Here is a 16,339-nt window from a genome sequence, read left to right on the forward strand (position 1 = left end):
ACAAGCAGACGCCAGTTTAAACATAATTGACATTTATTGGCACAATTCTGCCATTGCAAATACTTTAGGAAAGGGATATTTGAAATATCAAAAAAAGATCAACAGAGATGTTGATTCCTTATCAAGTCCCTCCTCAAATTTTATTGGTTATAAAAAATGGTTTATTTTAACTGCCCCTCAGTAGGGGCAGTTCTTTTTTAAGATTTAGGCCAGATCTTTTATTTTATTATTAATGTCTTTTAAATCGCAATCACGAGCCGCACGAAATACAACCTTCTTCCATGCTGCAACTAGCGCCTGCTTCAGTTATCTCCTCAATACCACTAACCTCACTTTTCTGTACTTCAGTAATCGGCGGAATAACCGGGTCCATATTTTTTCCTCCCTGCTTTTCTACCGTAAATTGCACGGCCTGACTAGCAGCTTGCGTTCTGAGGTAATACATTCCTGTTTTTAAACCTTTTTTCCAGGCGTAAAAGTGCATTGAGGTTAATTTTGCTGCAGATGGTTGATCTACAAAAAGATTTAAAGATTGAGATTGGCAGATGAAGGCACCTCTGTCTGCAGCCATGTCAATAAGACTGCGCTGTTTTATTTCCCATACCGTCTTATATAACTCCTTAATTTCTGAAGGAATCTCCTGGATATGCTGGATTGATCCATTTGCTGCTATAATAGTGTTCTTCATTGTATTGTTCCAAAGACCCAGTCGCACAAGGTCTTTTAGTAAATGCTTGTTAACAATGATAAACTCCCCACTCAACACCCGGCGAGTGTAAATATTAGAGGTATAGGGTTCAAAGCACTCGTTATTACCTAGTACCTGAGATGTGGAAGCAGTAGGCATTGGAGCAACCAGCAGGGAATTTCTTACACCATGTTTTTTTACTTCTTGGCGTAATGCCTCCCAATCATAACGATCTGAAGCTTCTACTCCCCATAGATCGAACTGGAACATACCTTTGGAAAGCGGAGAACCGCTGAATGTTTCGTAAGGCCCATTATCTTTTGCCAGGTCTTTACTTGCAGTCATTGCAGCAAAGTAAATAGTTTCAAAAATATCCCTATTTAATGCTCGTGCTAATTCGCTCTCAAAAGGAAGACGTAAAAGTATAAAGGTATCTGCTAAACCCTGCACCCCAAGTCCTATTGGCCTATGTCGCATATTAGAAGTTCGGGCCTCCTCAACCGGGTAATAATTGTGGTCGATAATACGGTTAAGATTTTTAGTTGCATGATAAGTTATCTCATATAACTTGTCGAAATCGAACTTACCGTTAACCACAAAACGAGGCAGGGCAATAGAAGCCAGGTTACAAACAGCAACTTCCTCTGGGCTAGTATACTCCATGATCTCGGTACAAAGGTTACTGCTTTTTATTGTCCCAAGGTTCTGTTGATTACTTTTACTGTTAGCAGCATCTTTATAAAGCAGATAAGGGGTACCTGTTTCAATTTGAGCTTGCAGTATGGCAAACCATAGCTCTTGTGCTTTAATCGTTTTTCTCGCGCGGCCCTCATTTTCATACTGTTGATATAGATCTTCAAATTTCTGCCCAAAGCATTCGTGCAAGCCGGGAGCCTCGTGTGGACAAAACAGACTCCAGTCTTCATTTGCCTCTACCCTTTTCATAAATAAGTCTGGTATCCATAAGGCATAGAAAAGATCACGCGCCCTTAGTTCCTCCTTACCGTGGTTCTTACGCAAGTCGAGAAACTCAAATACATCAGCATGCCAAGGTTCCAGGTAAATGGCAAAAGCACCTTTACGTTTACCTCCCCCCTGGTCAACATAACGGGCAGTGTCATTAAAAACTCTTAGCATTGGAATTATACCGTTACTAGTACCGTTTGTTCCGCCAATATAGGTTCCTGTTGCACGTACGTTATGAATTGCTAAGCCAATCCCACCAGCGCTTTGAGAAATTTTGGCTGTTTGTTTAAGAGTATCATATATCCCATCAATACTGTCATCCTTCATAGAAAGAAGAAAACAAGAAGACATCTGAGGCTTTGGCGTACCTGCATTAAATAAGGTAGGCGTTGCATGAGTAAACCAACGCTCGCTCATCAGGTGATAGGTTTTTAATGCACTTTCAATATCCTCTTTATGGATCCCTATCGCTACCCGCATATACATGTGCTGCGGTCGTTCGGCCACCACTCCGTCTATTCGCAGCAGATAAGACTTCTCCAGGGTTTTGAACCCAAAGTAATCGAATCCAAAATCGCGGTCATATATAATGGAGCTGTCCAGAAGTTCTGCATTTCGTTTAATGATCTCTATAACATCGTCTGCAATCAAAGGCATTCTTCTACCGGATAAAGCATCAGTATAATTATATAGCTTAACCATGGTATCAGTAAAGGACTTAGCAGTATTCTTATGAAGATTGCTTACTGCTATTCTGCTAGCCAAAAGTGCATAATCAGGGTGTTTAGTAGTAAGTGAGGCAGCTGTTTCAGCAGCGAGGTTGTCCAGTTCTGTAGTAGTGACACCGTCAAAGATCCCTTCTATTACTTTCTTAGCAACATCAATAGGATCTACCAGGGGACTTAAACTGTAGGATAATTTTTGAATACGGGCTGTTATTTTATCAAACTTTACGCTTTCTTTCCTGCCGTTTCGTTTTATTACTAACATTATTTTTTGTTTTAAGGTGAATGAATGAATGAATGAGAAGTTGCTGAATATTAGAAATCCTCGTCTAGTGAAAAGCTTTGGGTATCATTACCCGATAAAACTCCCGCTTTTTGATAATCACCAACTCGCTTCTCAAAAAAGTTCGTTTTCCCCTGCAGGGAGATCATCTCCATAAAATCAAAGGGATTCTGAGAGTTAAAGATCTTTTCATAGCCTAGTTCATTCAGCCAACGATCTGCAACAAACTCGATGTATTGCTTCATTAGTTTGGCATTCATTCCAATAAGGTCAACCGGAAGAGCTTCAGTGATAAATTCCTTCTCAATCAAAACTGCCTCATTAATAATTGCATGAACTTGTTCCTGAGAAAGTTTTTTATTCAGCATACCGTAAAGCAAACAAGCAAACTCGCAATGCAAACCCTCATCACGACTGATCAACTCATTACTAAAGGTAAGCCCTGGCATCAGTCCCCTTTTCTTTAACCAGAATATAGAACAGAAACTTCCACTGAAAAAAATACCTTCCACTGCAGCAAAAGCTACCAACCTCTCGGCAAAACTGCCGTTCTCAATCCATCGTAATGCCCATTCGGCTTTCTTTTTTACAGCTGGAACCGTATCCACAGCATGGAATAAATGGTCCTTTTCGCGAGGGTCCTTGATATAAGTATCAATTAAAAGAGCATAGGTTTCGGAATGTATGTTTTCCATCATTATTTGAAAACCATAAAAGCAGCGGGCTTCCGGAACCTGTACTTCACTCATGAAATTCACCGCAAGGTTTTCATTAACAATCCCATCACTTGCTGCAAAAAAGGCAAGTACGTGAGAAATAAAATGTCTTTCTCCCGGATTCAGGAGTTCCCAATCCTTTAAGTCCCCGCTAAGATCTATTTCTTCCGCGGTCCAAAAGCTTGCTTCGTGTTTCTTGTACATCTCCCAGATTCGGGGATAATTGATCGGGAGGATTACAAATCGATCTTTGTTTTCTTTTAATAATACTTCTTCCTGTTGCATAATTTTTTTGTTCTTGATACAAACAGGAATTGACAAAAGGCAGCTAACCCATGGCACTGGGTAGGGAGACTTTCGTCAAAACCTTATTCGTGAAAGTTTTGACAAGAACTACCCGGCAGGTATCTGGCTTACCGCTAATGCGGATCACAGTTGCACGTCAGCCCGTGAATAGAACACGGTTCCCTTTTAATCATCTGTCAACTACAGATGAACCTAAATAGTTATTGAATTAATTGGCCGTAAAGATATGCTTAAGCTAGCCCTAAAAGAAACTTAATTCTTAACAGATTGCCTTTTCTCAACAATCGCTCAATTTGAATTAATCCTAATAGCAGTTAAAAAAAATAAATGGGAGAATTTTAATCTGGGTTTTCGATTCCGAGCAACCAACTCTGAAGGTACCGGTTTTGCAAGTCCCTCTTTTCTGTAACAGCTCTTCCATAGGTTTTAAGGGGAAGATGAGTGCCATAGACAGTTTGCAAATGGACGTTCTCAATTGCCCCCTGATTTTGCAATATCATTATGGTTGCAAAGTCTTTATCTATATTTCCTTTCCCAGTTTGCAGTTGCACACTTTTTTCGGCACGCTCGATATTAAGTAGAATTTTTTCCCTGAATTCAGGAATAGCCAGTGTTCCCTGGTGAGTTTTTAGAAGCTTTTCAATTTCTTCGTTCTCTGCTTTGAGACCAGAAATTACCTCCCGAGCCACTGCTTGCATCCGGGCACTCCGGCCTGATTGTAATTCTTTATTTGCAATTGTGATCGAGATCTCATTAGACAATTGCATAATAGTAGCAAAATCACTATCGGGATCGGCAGTTAATACGGCAGCTCGAATTTTTTCCATCATCAACGCCTGAAGATTTAGCAGTTCACTCTCGGGAATTACCTGTTCTTTATTATTACAAGCCTGGTTTGCCACAAGCATAACCAACAAGAGAAATGCTTTTCCCACGTATTTCATATATTCCATCAAAGAGGTTTCTTCCGGTGTTGAATTCACTTTTACGGTGTTTTCCGCAAAGGGTTGTTGAAAATAGTTAAATATAAGAAGTTGACAAAGGAGAATTTACATTTCTAAGACTTTACCTAAGTGCTTATCCCTTCAGTTAGTTATTTAGGTATCAAAAACTTATTAAGCTCCAGCCAGTTCAATAAACGTTCAAACCATTGCTCTTTCTCAGCTTTATTATACATCCCGAAACCATGGCCTCCCTGTTGATACAGGTACATCTCAGCCTTAACTTTATTTTTGAGAGTATGCTCGTAGAACGATAAACTATTCTGAACAGGAACAGCTGCATCATCTTGAGCATGTATTAGAAAGACAGGAGGTGTTGTATTCCGTACTTGCTTCTCATTTGAAAACCGTTCCACCTGTTTAACGTCGGCGTCCTTCCCTATCAAATTTGTCTTTGAACCCATATGTGTATACTCCCCCATATTAATAACGGGATATATAAGGATCATAAAATCAGGCCTCAAGTTTACCTGCTTCTTGTTGTCGATATAGGAATGATCATAGTGAGTACCTAAAGTAGAGGCAAGATGTCCTCCTGCTGAAAAACCGATCACTCCAATTCTTCCTGTGTCTAATTGCCACTCAGACGCACGTTCCCGTATTATTTGTATTGCTCTTTGTGCATCCTGGATCGGCCCGATGGCCCGGTCTTTCATTATCCGGTCATCCGGCAATCTGTACTTAAGCAAAAAAGCAGTAACTCCCGATTCGACAAATTTTTTAGCTACGTCAATTCCTTCGTGATTATTTGCTATTCCAGAGTAGGCTCCTCCCGGAATAACGATAACAGCAGCACCGTTGGCTTTACCTGGCTCTGGAAAAAAAGGTGTAATTGTAGGTTTCGAAACTTTTGTTATCCAACCGTTTGCACCCGCATTTTCAACATAATCAGAAGGTATTGGTTTACTGTTTGGAATATCACGATACAATGGAATCGGTGCTTGACTAAATGCGCTGATAGTTGGATTTAGCATCGAGAGGACAAATATTGACTTAAGCAGGTACTTCATTACCAGGTATACTTTGGTTAGCGGGCTACACAAAAGTGTGAAGTTTAAAAATAGTGATTTCAACGAGAAATCGAGAATAAGATATAAAAAGAATGTTGGAGGCAAAAGTATAGGTTGATGAAACTTTCTTATTCCCTAAGTTTGTTTTCTGGTGATCGATAAATAGGAAGTATTTCGGTTATATGAAGCTGATAAATGAATAAAATTATGAAATTGATAATGGCTTAAAATAAAAAAACCGGACTGTTCGTCCGGTCTTTCGACTTATTAATGTAACGCTTATTACTGTTTTGCGTTGGTGGTATTATTGTATCCCCAAACCTTCTTCTTGTATTCCTCAATACCAGATTCTATTCTTAGGGCTTCCTTCTCTTGTTCTGTTAGATCTTTAGTATAGTCGACAATTCGCTGCCCGGTAGTGTTGGATTCGCGGATGATCTTGCTCGTAAATCTCCTTTGAAGGAAGATGTCGTCCATACTCATATCGAACATCCTTTTTTCAGGATTGGAGACGTCTTTTTTAACGAATACATTTCTACACTCTGGAAAGTGTAACCAGAAGACAGGCGTTTCGGCCGCTATTGTAGTATCTCCTGTTGAAAGCTTAACTAGCGGTGCAATTCCAATTATACGTGTTTCCACTTTTGCTCTTTGCTTATCAAAAAAGATATCCTCCTTAATCCTGAATTTTGTAATCTTCTCAGGGTTGAATTCATTCAGCTGCATTTTGGCATCGATCTGATTGCCTTTGTCATCGAAAACAGGAACCAAAACACTGTCAACAAGTTTAGCCATTGCTTGTTGAGGCGTTAAACGAAACTTGAACGAATCGTCAACTGGATCGTAAGCCGTAATTTGCCCTTTCTTTACTCCATCTAATATAGTTTCAATCAAGGTATTACCAGGGATTGCAAGAACTTGATTTTTAGGTTCTGCTACGTCAATATCCCTCCATAATCTTTTGTAAAAACGAACATTTACAGGATTTATATAAGGGTAGTTAAAGGGCGTTGCATTACCTAGAATAGTATAGTTATAGAAACCATCTACTGGTGCTGTGGAATCCTTTTTTGCTATTGCAACTGTACCGCTTGACATGGCTGAACCTGTTGCTAGTGCTGGCTGGATTAAAGCTGAATCTTGTTTTGTTGAAATAGCAGACGCAGTTAGATCGCCTTTAACCTGCGCCTGAGCGACTACTTCCAGTCCACTTGCCGTTAGCAAAATAGCTACTAATAAATTTTTCATGGTAAATTTTAAAGATGTGTGTGTGTTTATTTTTCTGCTTTTTGTGTACTCATAGGTGCTTCTGAGCGGGTATTACGAGTGGCCCTTCCATCAGATTGCTTTACAAGAGTTGCTTTACGGGTACGAACCTGGTCGCTTAGCAATTCAGGTGCTGGCATTACGCATCTGAAACCGATGTAAGAGTGGGCAACGTCCTGCATTTCATAACTGCGAGTATCTTTATTAAGCAACTCACCGTTATCTTTCCAAGATCCGCCTCTTACCACTTTACGTTTCATTACGTCAGCATCATTATCTGAAGCGTCATAAAGCAATACCGGATTCAAGTCGTGAACAAATTCAACAGCAGATGGGCTAAAGGCATCAAGCGTCCATTCCGCTACATTTCCAGAGGTATTAAATAATCCGAAAGCATTAGGACTGTATGATTTTACAGGAAGAGTAAACGTTGAACCATCCATCGTGTAGTTGCCTTCATCCTGCTTAAAGTTCACAAAAAGCTTTTCTTTTCCATCTTTTCCTTTTTTGCTGTTAGTTGTTGCTAAAGCCTGGGATCCTGCTCCTTCCTCAGGATTACGAAGACCAGAAGATGCATATTGCCATTGTGCCTCTGTAGGAAGATTGAACGTTAGCTGATACGCTTTTAAATAAGCATTTTTGTTCAAAGAATTGGCCGCTGATTTACCTCTCCAATCGGCAAACGACCTTGCCTGCTTCCAGGTAACTCCTACAACGGGATAATTATCATAAGATTTATGATCATAATAATTTGCAGACATGAATCCCATTTGCGAGTTAGGGAAATCTGCACTCCACACATTCGTTTTAGGTATCACTGGTATATTTTCAGTGATGAATTCATTAGCATTACTACCTCCACTTTTCTGATAGGTGAACGCATATTTTACAAGCTCTCCATTAAGTAAACGTTTTCCATTCTGCTCCAATACTATTGTTCCCACTATTTTTGACGAAATCTCCGGATCAGCGCTCTGCCATAAAGCGAACTTATCATGATTAACTTTGCTCCAATCTATTTGTCGGGCTACATATTCTCCCTTGTTCTTCTGATTCTTCTTGAAGTAACTTTCCTCTTTCAAATAATCAGTAATGATGATAGAATCAGCGACCCAATTTACGAACTCCCTGTATTGACGATTCGTAACTTCTGTTGCATCCACAAAAAATGGACTTAAACTTACTCTTTTAGTTAATCCATCATCTTCTGTAGAACTTTTGTACATGATGGTACCTGAAGGGACATAAACCATTCCCGGAGGTGGAATTATTCCTCTTCCTTTAAATCCGTACACTGTAGGTGCTTCATTACTGTTTTGAGCTGCGCAGGAACTTAACGCTGCGACTATAGCCAGAGAAGCTCCGGCTGCAAATGATTTTCTTAAACAATTTTTTTTCCAGGTGTGGGTAAAGCTATAAATAGATCTCATAGATATACTGTTAGGTAAATAAGATAGAATGTCATGATACTTTCAAGAATGGTGCCATTTTCAAAATAATAGGGGTTTTAGTTTGAAGATTTAAAAAATCGAAGACTAAATTTTAAAGGCTTATTAAGGGGAAAGGCCTAAAATTCAAAAATTTACAATACTGGCCCGGATAGGATTACCAATAGACAATTTAAAGGTACAATGAGATGTATTCAATTTTGGTCAGGAATAAGAGAAATTATTTGATTAGAACATTTTGAAGAAGATAAAATAATGTGGCTTAAAAATTGCGAGGAGAGAGAACTAATATTATTTTAATATTTCCAGGATGTTAACACAGGCTACTCCTTTTCAATTACGGGATTTAAAGTTCGATTACAGTTCTTCCTACAATTTTTCTTTTAGAGAACCTGTATTCAAGAGTATGCCGAATAATGAAAAACTTGACCGAAGCAATCGTTATGAAATGGTTCTATTTATAAATTCACTACAAATGCTTTGGTGCGATTTTACGGTGGAAGACTGCTGGAAGATCGAATATCTAATAAAACAGAAGTTGCCTAAGACTGTGGAAAAACAGTTGGAAATAGCCGATTGGCTTGTTTTAAATTGGAATGAGTTTAACGTTACTGAAATTGCAAAAGCTGTATAAGTTAGCTTTTGCAAATACAGAGTTTGTGAAAATTCAGACTAATGAAATACTAACACTTGTACTATAGCCATATAAAGAAGTGCGCTTATACTTAAAATTATTAAGTTAAAAAGTCGAGGATTTTTCTGAATAAAGGTAAATAACATAATAAAGTCCCGTTTCTAAGGTGCTACAAAAATACAAATTTTTCAATTCCTTCCTATTTTTTCTTCCAAGTCGGTAATAAAAAATATTTTTCTCTAACAATTTCCTATTCTTTTTGTTCTTTGGCTGAATTTAAAATTTCCATTATTTCTTTTTACTTTATTATACTTGCAATAATTAACTCTAAAAATAATTTAATTCGCCCATGCAACAATTAGAACCTTCTGTTTTAGAACGCGTTAACACGTGGCTTCAGGGAAACTACGATCCTGAAACCAAACAACAAATTCAAAAGCTGGTAGATGAGCAATCATTTACAGAATTAACTGATTCATTTTACAAAGATCTTGAGTTCGGGACTGGCGGTTTAAGAGGAATAATGGGCCCGGGATCTAACCGCATTAATAAATATACTATAGGCGCTGCAACTCAGGGATTGGCAAATTTTCTTAAGAATACCTACCCGGGAGAAAAAATTAAGGTGGCTATAGCTCATGATAGCCGTAATAATTCTGACTACTTTGCTAAAATTACAGCAGAAGTTTTTTCTGCAAATGATATTCACGTTTACTTTTTTAGTGAACTTCGTCCTACTCCTGAATTATCTTTTGCAGTGCGCCAACTAGGTTGTAAAAGCGGGGTAATGCTAACGGCTTCTCATAATCCTAAAGAATATAACGGTTATAAAGCATACGGCGCTGATGGAGGACAATTTGTTTCTCCTGATGACAAAAAAGTTATGGAAGAAGTTGCTAAGATAACTTCAGTAGACGATGTAAAGTTTACAGCTGTTGAGGCTAATATTGAATACCTGGGCGAAGAGATAGATGAGAAATATTTAAATTGTATAACCCAGCTTTCGGTTTCTCCTGATGCAATCCAGCGTCAAAAGGACCTTAAAATTGTCTTTTCCCCTATTCATGGTACAGGAATCACACTTGTGCCTAAAGCGTTGGAGAGATTTGGATTTACAAATGTTACTTTAGTAGAAGAGCAAATTAAACCTGATGGCAATTTCCCTACCGTAGTTTATCCTAATCCGGAAGAAAAAGAAGCGCTTACTTTAGCTCTTCAAAAAGGAAAAGAAATTGATGCTGACCTTATTTTAGCAACAGATCCTGATGCTGACCGTGTTGGAATTGCCGTTAAAAATAATGAAGGTGAGTTTATTTTGCTGAATGGCAATCAAACTGGAAGTTTATTAATTAACTACCTATTAACAGCTTGGGAGGAAAAAGGTAAACTAACCGGTAATGAGTATATCGTGAAAACGATAGTAACTTCTTACATAATAGATGCTATTGCAGCTTCAAAGAATGTTGAATGCTACAACACGCTAACCGGATTTAAGTATATTGGGGAGTTGATGACCAAGTTTGAAGGTAAAAAGACTTTTATTGGAGGAGGAGAAGAAAGTTACGGTTATCTGATAGGTGAATTTGTAAGGGATAAAGACGCTGTTGTTTCGGCTGCTTTTATCGCAGAGATGACTGCCTTCTACAAAGACAAAGGAAGTAGCTTATTTGAAGCTTTATTAGAAATGTATGAGAAATACGGATTCTATAAAGAGAAGCTGGTTTCTGTAACTAAAAAAGGTAAATCAGGTGCTGAGGAGATTAAAGCAATGATGGAGCGTTTCAGAAGTAACCCTCCAGCAAGCTTAGGTGGATCTAAAGTCGCAAAACTTAAAGATTACGAACTAAGAAAAGAGACCGATATCGCCTCAGGAGCAGTTTCAGAAATTGACCTTCCAAAGTCGGATGTACTTCAATTTGTTACCGAGGATGGAAGCATTATTTCTGCGCGTCCGTCAGGTACAGAGCCCAAAATCAAGTTCTACTGCAGTGTAAAGGGATCTTTGCCAAATGTAAGTGCCTACAAAACAGCAGATCAGGAACTAGAGCAAAAAGTTAATGCTATAATGAGCGATCTGGAAGTTTAATAATGTTTGTTTAGGTCGTGAGACCAAAGCTGAAAGGTCCGTTATTAATTGAGGTAATTCAACAAGTAACGGACCTTCCTTCCTTCCTTCCTTCCTTCCTTCCTTCCTTCCTTCCTTCCTTCCTTCCTTCCTTCCTTCCTTCCTTCCTTCCTTCCTTCCTTCCTTCCTTCCTTCCTTCCTTCCTTCCTTCCTTCCTTCATTCCTTCCTTCCTTCCTTCCTTCATTCATTCATTCATTAATTAATTCATTCATTCCTTCCTTCATTCATTCATTCCTTCATTCATTCATTCATTCAATAACCTTCACTCCTGACAATTCCTTAAAAAATCTCTATTTTAGCGCAATGCTGAATGAGAATCTTGACCCGAGTGCTGAAAGACTGTCTTCTACAGAACGTGATATAGAAAAAGTTCTTCGCCCTCAAGCATTTGAAGACTTTACTGGTCAATATAAAATCCTTGAAAACTTAAGAATATTTGTTCAGGCCGCTAAGCTCCGTGGCGAAGCTCTTGATCATGTTTTACTCCATGGCCCTCCGGGCTTAGGCAAAACTACCCTCTCCCATATAATTGCGAATGAAATGGGCGTGGGTATCAAGATCACATCGGGCCCTGTACTAGATAAACCGGGGGATTTAGCAGGCCTGCTCACAAACTTGGAAGCAGGAGATATTCTCTTTATAGATGAAATCCATCGATTGAGTCCTTTGGTAGAAGAGTATTTGTACTCTGCCATGGAAGACTTTAAAATAGATATCATGTTAGAAAGCGGGCCGAACGCTCGCTCCGTTCAAATCTCCTTAAATCCTTTTACACTGGTTGGCGCAACCACTCGCTCTGGCTTGCTTACAGCTCCATTAAGGGCTCGTTTTGGAATTAATGCAAGGCTTGAGTATTACGATGCTAAACTTCTTACTACTATTGTATTACGTTCTGCATCCATACTTAATACACCCATTTCAGACGAAGGAGCATTTGAGATAGCCCGTAGGAGCCGCGGAACACCACGTATTGCCAATGCCCTGCTTAGGCGTACACGGGATTTTGCTCAAATAAAAGGAAATGGAACAATAGATACCGACATAGCAAAATATGCCTTGAACGCATTGAATGTTGACAGTCACGGTCTTGATGAAATGGACAACAAGATCCTAACAACTATCATCGACAAATTTAAAGGTGGGCCTGTCGGTTTAAAGACTATAGCAACAGCGGTTGGAGAAGATGAGGGTACGATTGAAGAAGTTTACGAGCCTTTTCTTATCCAGGAAGGCTTTATGATGAGAACCTCACGAGGCCGGGAGGTAACAGATACGGCTTACAAGCATCTAGGGAGATTAAAACCTGGAGGTGCGCAGACTTTGTTCTGATATTATCAGGGATACTAAAAGTGCAAAGTTTTAATCTATAAATTCTTCAACCCTGACGAAACTTTGCTAAATATATCTTGTTGGGCGTATTTAGATACTTTTTATTATGGGAATTATTAAAGAATTCAAAGAATTTGCGATTAAAGGTAATCTGGTAGACATCGCAATTGGTCTAATCATTGGGGCTGCCTTTGGTAAAGTAGTAAGCTCCTTGGTCGACAATATTATTATGCCGCCGCTTGGTGTACTTATTGGAGGTGTAGATTTTTCCGACCTTTCCATTCCACTTAGAGCTGCCACAACAGAGAATGGGAAAGAAGTGCCAGCGGTAATTCTGAAATATGGACAATTTATTCAGGATGTTATCGACTTCCTAATTATCGCACTAGCTGTATTTTCCGTAGTAAAACTAATGAACACGATTAGAAAAAAAGAACAAGAGCAGCCAGTTTCGCCAGCCCCGGACGTTCTTACTAAAGATCAAATTTTACTAACCGAGATACGGGACAGCCTGAAGAACAAAGCTTAAAAGCCAAACTTCTCTTCTATTCCCAGACCAAATAAGGCGAAATCATACTTAACAGGGTCGGTTGGATCAAGGTCTCTAAGATGTTGTGTTAGTTCAACAGCGGTACTCCAATCGACTTGTTTTCTCGAAATTAACCCTAGTTTCCTGGCAACCCTTTCTACATGAAGATCACAGGGGCATATCAAATTAGATGGCTTCATTCGCTTCCATATCCCAAAATCGACGCCTTTTTTATCCTGTCTCACCATCCATCTCAGGAACATGTTCAGCCGCTTGCAGGTCGATTTTTGAGATGGAGCACTAACATGTTTCACTGTCCTACCAGGGGAATCAGGTAAGCTAAAAAAATACTTTCTAAAGTGATTCAGTGCAGCCTCAATTTCCTCCCCGTTTCTTTTTATACCGGGCAGATAACACGCGGGGGAGTTTAATTCAACCTCTGCTCCTTGATTATCATCCAGAAACTCCTCTCGAAAAGGATTGCTCGTTCCTCTACCTGTAACAGCAGGTAAGAATGCATCTTCCAAGGAATTATATCTGGTGTAGTGGTGTTTAAAAAAATGAACGAAATAGAGGAGGTCGGTATCATTGAAAGTGCGGTGCTTAAATCCCAAAAGAGCTTTCAAATCATCCTCCTGGTGATTTTTTATAAACTCGAAAGGTTGCCCGTCCATCCTATTAATCAAGTCCCTGCATTTATTAATAATTGTTTTCCTTTGTCCCCATGCAAGTATGGAGGCGAGAAATCCCATGATCTCAATGTCCTGCTTAAGTGTAAACTGATGAGGAATCACAATAGGATCATTAGGGATAAAATCCAGACAATTATACTGCTCAGCTTTTGCATCCAGGAAACCTTTCAGTCCTTCCCTGTTGTTTTGAAAATTAAGATCAGCCATTTTCTAATCTTAACGCAGCGCTTGTTCCAAATCTTCTAAAAGATCCTCAATATCTTCCACTCCTACGCTAAGGCGCAAAAGGTTGTCCACTACTCCTACAGCTTCTCTGGCCTCCTTTGGTATCGAGGCATGGGTCATGGTTACTGGATGATTTACAAGTGATTCTACCCCTCCTAATGATTCTGCAAGTGTAAATACCTTAAATTTTGAGGCAATTGCAAATGTTTCTGTAAGTGCGGCATCTTTAAGTGTAAAAGAGATCATTCCTCCAAAATCTCTCATTTGGCGTTTCGCAATTTTATAATTAGGATGATCTTCAAAGCCGGGCCAGTAAACTTTAGCCACCTTCGGATTCGACTTGAGGAACTCTGCTACGCGTCGTCCATTTTCACAATGCGCCTTCATCCGAAGATGAAGTGTTTTTATTCCCCTTAAAACTAAAAAACTGTCCATGGGACCAGGAGTAGCACCGCAGGCATTATAAATAAACCAAAGCTTTTCATACAGATCCTTGTCGTTCAACATGAGGGCGCCCATTACCACGTCAGAGTGTCCCCCTAAGTATTTCGTTGCAGAATGCAGAACAATATCAGCTCCCATATCTATTGGATTTTGAAGAAAGGGAGATGCAAAAGTGTTATCGACAGTTAGGAGGATATTTTTAGCGTTTGCAATCCTTGCAATGCCCGAAATATCAACTATCTGCATTGTTGGATTGGTGGGCGTTTCCAGCCAGATCAAACGGGTTTTAGCGTTGATATAAGGAATAATATTATCGGGAGAAGATAGATCTATAAAATGGAATATGATCCCATAATTGGCAAAGATGCGGGTAAACATTCGATAAGAACCGCCATAGAGATCATTACTTGCTATTATCTCATCACCAGGCTTCAACAACTTCATAACAGCATCTGTCGCAGCCATACCACTGGAAAAAGCGAGCGCAAAATTAGCATTCTCCAAAGTAGCAAGACAGCCTTCTAATGCTTGCCGGGTAGGATTAGTACCCCTAGAATATTCGAAACCCTTGTGCTCTCCAGGGCTCTTCTGCCAATAGGTAGAGGTCTGGTAAATAGGCGTCATTACTGCCCCTGTTGTAGGATCAGGTTCCTGCCCTGCATGGATCACTTTTGTTGCAAACTTCATAAGGTAAATTTAGGAATTGTCTATTTATAAGTAGGATGGGTGTTAACAAATTTCCCAATGCAAACAATTTTGGCTTTCGGAGCCTTTACACTACAATTTTACTATCATGCTTTCAAGTAGCTACCGGGACATAAGAAAATATACAGAAGACCTTTGTCGCCCCCTTCAAACAGAAGACTATGTTGTTCAACCCATTGTAGATGTAAGTCCTCCAAAGTGGCACCTTGGACATACTACCTGGTTCTTCGAAACATTTATTCTTAAAGATCATCTTGATGGCTACCAAGTTTTCAACGAAAACTTCAATTACGTTTTCAACAGCTATTATGAAAGCGTTGGAGCAAGGGTTATCAGGACCAACCGGGGAAATTTAAGCAGGCCTACAGTACAGGAGGTTTATCAATACCGGCAGTATGTCGACTTAGCAATGGAAGAAATTTTCAAAGACGCAGACCTTGCCGGTGAAATCTGCGATCTGCTACTTATTGGATTGAATCACGAACAGCAACACCAGGAATTACTTCTTACTGATATTAAATATATTCTTGGTCATAATCCCCTATTTCCTCCTTATGAAGCACAAATTCCTTTAAAAAAACCAGAACCTAAAGGCGATCAAGCCGGAGTATTAACTATATCAGAAGGGTTGTACGAAATCGGTTACAAGGGTAAAGAATTTTGTTTTGACAATGAGCTAAATAATCACTTTGTTTTCCTTAAGGATTTTTCCATATCCCGAGGGCTTATTTCAAATGGCGAGTATTTGGAGTTTATAAATGCAGGAGGGTATTCAAATTTTAAATTCTGGCATTCGGAGGGCTGGGAATGGGCAAAAAACCAGTATAACCCTGCTCCTCTTTATTGGCATAAAATAGATGGCGAATGGTTTAATTATACCCTGACAGGCTTGAAACCTTTGGATTTAGAAGAGACTCTTTGCCATATCAATTTTTACGAAGCCCATGCATTTGCAGAGTGGCGGGGAAAACGGCTTCCAACGGAATTTGAATGGGAAGTGGCCGCGGATCAATTGCAATGGGGAGAACGATGGGAATGGACAGAAAGCGCATATCTACCCTACCCTGGGTACAAGAAAGCCGATGGTGCAATCGGCGAATATAATGGCAAGTTTATGGTAAATCAGATGGTACTGAGAGGAGCCTCGGTAGCAACACCTAAGAATCATAGCAGAAAAACCTACCGTAACTTTTTTCACCCCGATCTTAAATGGCAGTTTACAGGAATACGACTAGCCGAATAATAG

14 protein-coding genes and 1 riboswitch are annotated in these 16,339 nt (G+C 39.5%); of the genes, 5 read left to right on the top strand and 9 right to left on the bottom strand.

What is annotated here, in order from left to right:
• Positions 1-250: 250 nt before the first annotated feature.
• The 6 genes from J4N25_RS02230 to porK form a co-directional block, all read right to left on the bottom strand.
• Positions 251-2,644 (bottom strand): ribonucleoside-diphosphate reductase subunit alpha, encoded by a 2,394-nt coding sequence (locus tag J4N25_RS02230; RefSeq protein ID WP_207420511.1) that lies wholly within the window; start codon positions 2,642-2,644, stop codon positions 251-253.
• A 50-nt stretch (positions 2,645-2,694) separates the two neighbouring features.
• Positions 2,695-3,663 (bottom strand): ribonucleoside-diphosphate reductase small subunit, encoded by a 969-nt coding sequence (locus tag J4N25_RS02235; RefSeq protein WP_207420512.1) that lies wholly within the window; start codon positions 3,661-3,663, stop codon positions 2,695-2,697.
• A gap of 97 nt (positions 3,664-3,760) precedes the next feature.
• A riboswitch (cobalamin riboswitch) is annotated at positions 3,761-3,896 on the bottom strand.
• 126 nt (positions 3,897-4,022) lie between these two features.
• Positions 4,023-4,667, bottom strand: coding sequence for a hypothetical protein (locus J4N25_RS02240; RefSeq protein WP_207420513.1), 645 nt, complete (start codon positions 4,665-4,667; stop codon positions 4,023-4,025).
• 110 nt (positions 4,668-4,777) lie between these two features.
• A complete protein-coding gene (locus tag J4N25_RS02245) occupies positions 4,778-5,695 on the bottom strand; it encodes an alpha/beta hydrolase (RefSeq protein ID WP_207420514.1) in 918 nt (305 codons plus the stop codon).
• A 282-nt stretch (positions 5,696-5,977) separates the two neighbouring features.
• The gene (porN, locus tag J4N25_RS02250) at positions 5,978-6,943 is read right to left on the bottom strand and encodes a type IX secretion system ring subunit PorN/GldN (protein WP_207420515.1); all 966 of its coding nucleotides are present in this window, start codon (positions 6,941-6,943) and stop codon (positions 5,978-5,980) included.
• 26 nt (positions 6,944-6,969) lie between these two features.
• Positions 6,970-8,391 (bottom strand): T9SS ring complex lipoprotein PorK/GldK, encoded by a 1,422-nt coding sequence (gene porK / locus J4N25_RS02255; protein ID WP_207420516.1) that lies wholly within the window; start codon positions 8,389-8,391, stop codon positions 6,970-6,972.
• Between the two features lie 328 nt (positions 8,392-8,719).
• Between porK and J4N25_RS02260 the strand changes: the two genes are divergently transcribed.
• Both J4N25_RS02260 and J4N25_RS02265 read left to right on the top strand, forming a co-directional pair.
• The gene (locus J4N25_RS02260; protein ID WP_207420517.1) at positions 8,720-9,043 is read left to right on the top strand and encodes a hypothetical protein; all 324 of its coding nucleotides are present in this window, start codon (positions 8,720-8,722) and stop codon (positions 9,041-9,043) included.
• A gap of 349 nt (positions 9,044-9,392) precedes the next feature.
• Positions 9,393-11,129, top strand: a complete 1,737-nt coding sequence (locus tag J4N25_RS02265) for a phospho-sugar mutase (RefSeq protein WP_207420518.1) — start codon at positions 9,393-9,395, stop codon at positions 11,127-11,129.
• Positions 11,130-11,173: 44 nt separating this feature from the next.
• On the opposite strand, the gene J4N25_RS02270 is transcribed toward J4N25_RS02265, so the two are convergent.
• Positions 11,174-11,353 carry a FliH/SctL family protein gene (locus J4N25_RS02270; RefSeq protein ID WP_207420519.1) on the bottom strand — a complete coding sequence of 60 codons (180 nt, stop codon included), beginning with the start codon at positions 11,351-11,353 and terminating at the stop codon, positions 11,174-11,176.
• Positions 11,354-11,475: 122 nt separating this feature from the next.
• On the opposite strand from J4N25_RS02270, the gene ruvB reads away from it, so the two are divergent.
• A complete protein-coding gene (gene ruvB / locus J4N25_RS02275; RefSeq protein ID WP_207421602.1) occupies positions 11,476-12,498 on the top strand; it encodes a Holliday junction branch migration DNA helicase RuvB in 1,023 nt (340 codons plus the stop codon).
• A 106-nt stretch (positions 12,499-12,604) separates the two neighbouring features.
• Positions 12,605-13,027 (top strand): large-conductance mechanosensitive channel protein MscL, encoded by a 423-nt coding sequence (gene mscL, locus J4N25_RS02280; RefSeq protein WP_207420520.1) that lies wholly within the window; start codon positions 12,605-12,607, stop codon positions 13,025-13,027.
• Here the strand turns inward: mscL and J4N25_RS02285 are convergent.
• On the bottom strand, positions 13,024-13,926 hold the full coding sequence (locus tag J4N25_RS02285) for a TIGR02757 family protein (RefSeq protein ID WP_207420521.1): 903 nt from the start codon (positions 13,924-13,926) through the stop codon (positions 13,024-13,026). The genes mscL and J4N25_RS02285 overlap by 4 nt on opposite strands.
• 9 nt (positions 13,927-13,935) lie before the next feature.
• A complete protein-coding gene (locus J4N25_RS02290; protein ID WP_207420522.1) occupies positions 13,936-15,075 on the bottom strand; it encodes a cystathionine gamma-synthase in 1,140 nt (379 codons plus the stop codon).
• A 106-nt stretch (positions 15,076-15,181) separates the two neighbouring features.
• Between J4N25_RS02290 and egtB the strand changes: the two genes are divergently transcribed.
• Positions 15,182-16,336, top strand: coding sequence for an ergothioneine biosynthesis protein EgtB (egtB, locus tag J4N25_RS02295; protein ID WP_207420523.1), 1,155 nt, complete (start codon positions 15,182-15,184; stop codon positions 16,334-16,336).
• Positions 16,337-16,339 lie beyond the last annotated feature (3 nt).

This window comes from Desertivirga brevis (genome assembly GCF_017355835.1).

What these genes read in the sequence shown, in the direction of transcription:
- mscL (WP_207420520.1), top strand. Translation starts at nt 12,605, where the DNA reads ATGGGAATTATTAAAGAATTCAAAGAATTTGCGATTAAAGGTAATCTG.
- J4N25_RS02230 (WP_207420511.1), bottom strand. Translation starts at nt 2,644, where the DNA reads ATGTTAGTAATAAAACGAAACGGCAGGAAAGAAAGCGTAAAGTTTGAT.
- egtB (WP_207420523.1), top strand. Translation starts at nt 15,182, where the DNA reads ATGCTTTCAAGTAGCTACCGGGACATAAGAAAATATACAGAAGACCTT.
- J4N25_RS02265 (WP_207420518.1), top strand. Translation starts at nt 9,393, where the DNA reads ATGCAACAATTAGAACCTTCTGTTTTAGAACGCGTTAACACGTGGCTT.
- J4N25_RS02235 (WP_207420512.1), bottom strand. Translation starts at nt 3,663, where the DNA reads ATGCAACAGGAAGAAGTATTATTAAAAGAAAACAAAGATCGATTTGTA.
- J4N25_RS02270 (WP_207420519.1), bottom strand. Translation starts at nt 11,353, where the DNA reads ATGAAGGAAGGAAGGAAGGAAGGAATGAAGGAAGGAAGGAAGGAAGGA.
- J4N25_RS02285 (WP_207420521.1), bottom strand. Translation starts at nt 13,926, where the DNA reads ATGGCTGATCTTAATTTTCAAAACAACAGGGAAGGACTGAAAGGTTTC.
- J4N25_RS02245 (WP_207420514.1), bottom strand. Translation starts at nt 5,695, where the DNA reads ATGAAGTACCTGCTTAAGTCAATATTTGTCCTCTCGATGCTAAATCCA.
- J4N25_RS02260 (WP_207420517.1), top strand. Translation starts at nt 8,720, where the DNA reads ATGTTAACACAGGCTACTCCTTTTCAATTACGGGATTTAAAGTTCGAT.
- J4N25_RS02290 (WP_207420522.1), bottom strand. Translation starts at nt 15,075, where the DNA reads ATGAAGTTTGCAACAAAAGTGATCCATGCAGGGCAGGAACCTGATCCT.
- porN (WP_207420515.1), bottom strand. Translation starts at nt 6,943, where the DNA reads ATGAAAAATTTATTAGTAGCTATTTTGCTAACGGCAAGTGGACTGGAA.
- porK (WP_207420516.1), bottom strand. Translation starts at nt 8,391, where the DNA reads ATGAGATCTATTTATAGCTTTACCCACACCTGGAAAAAAAATTGTTTA.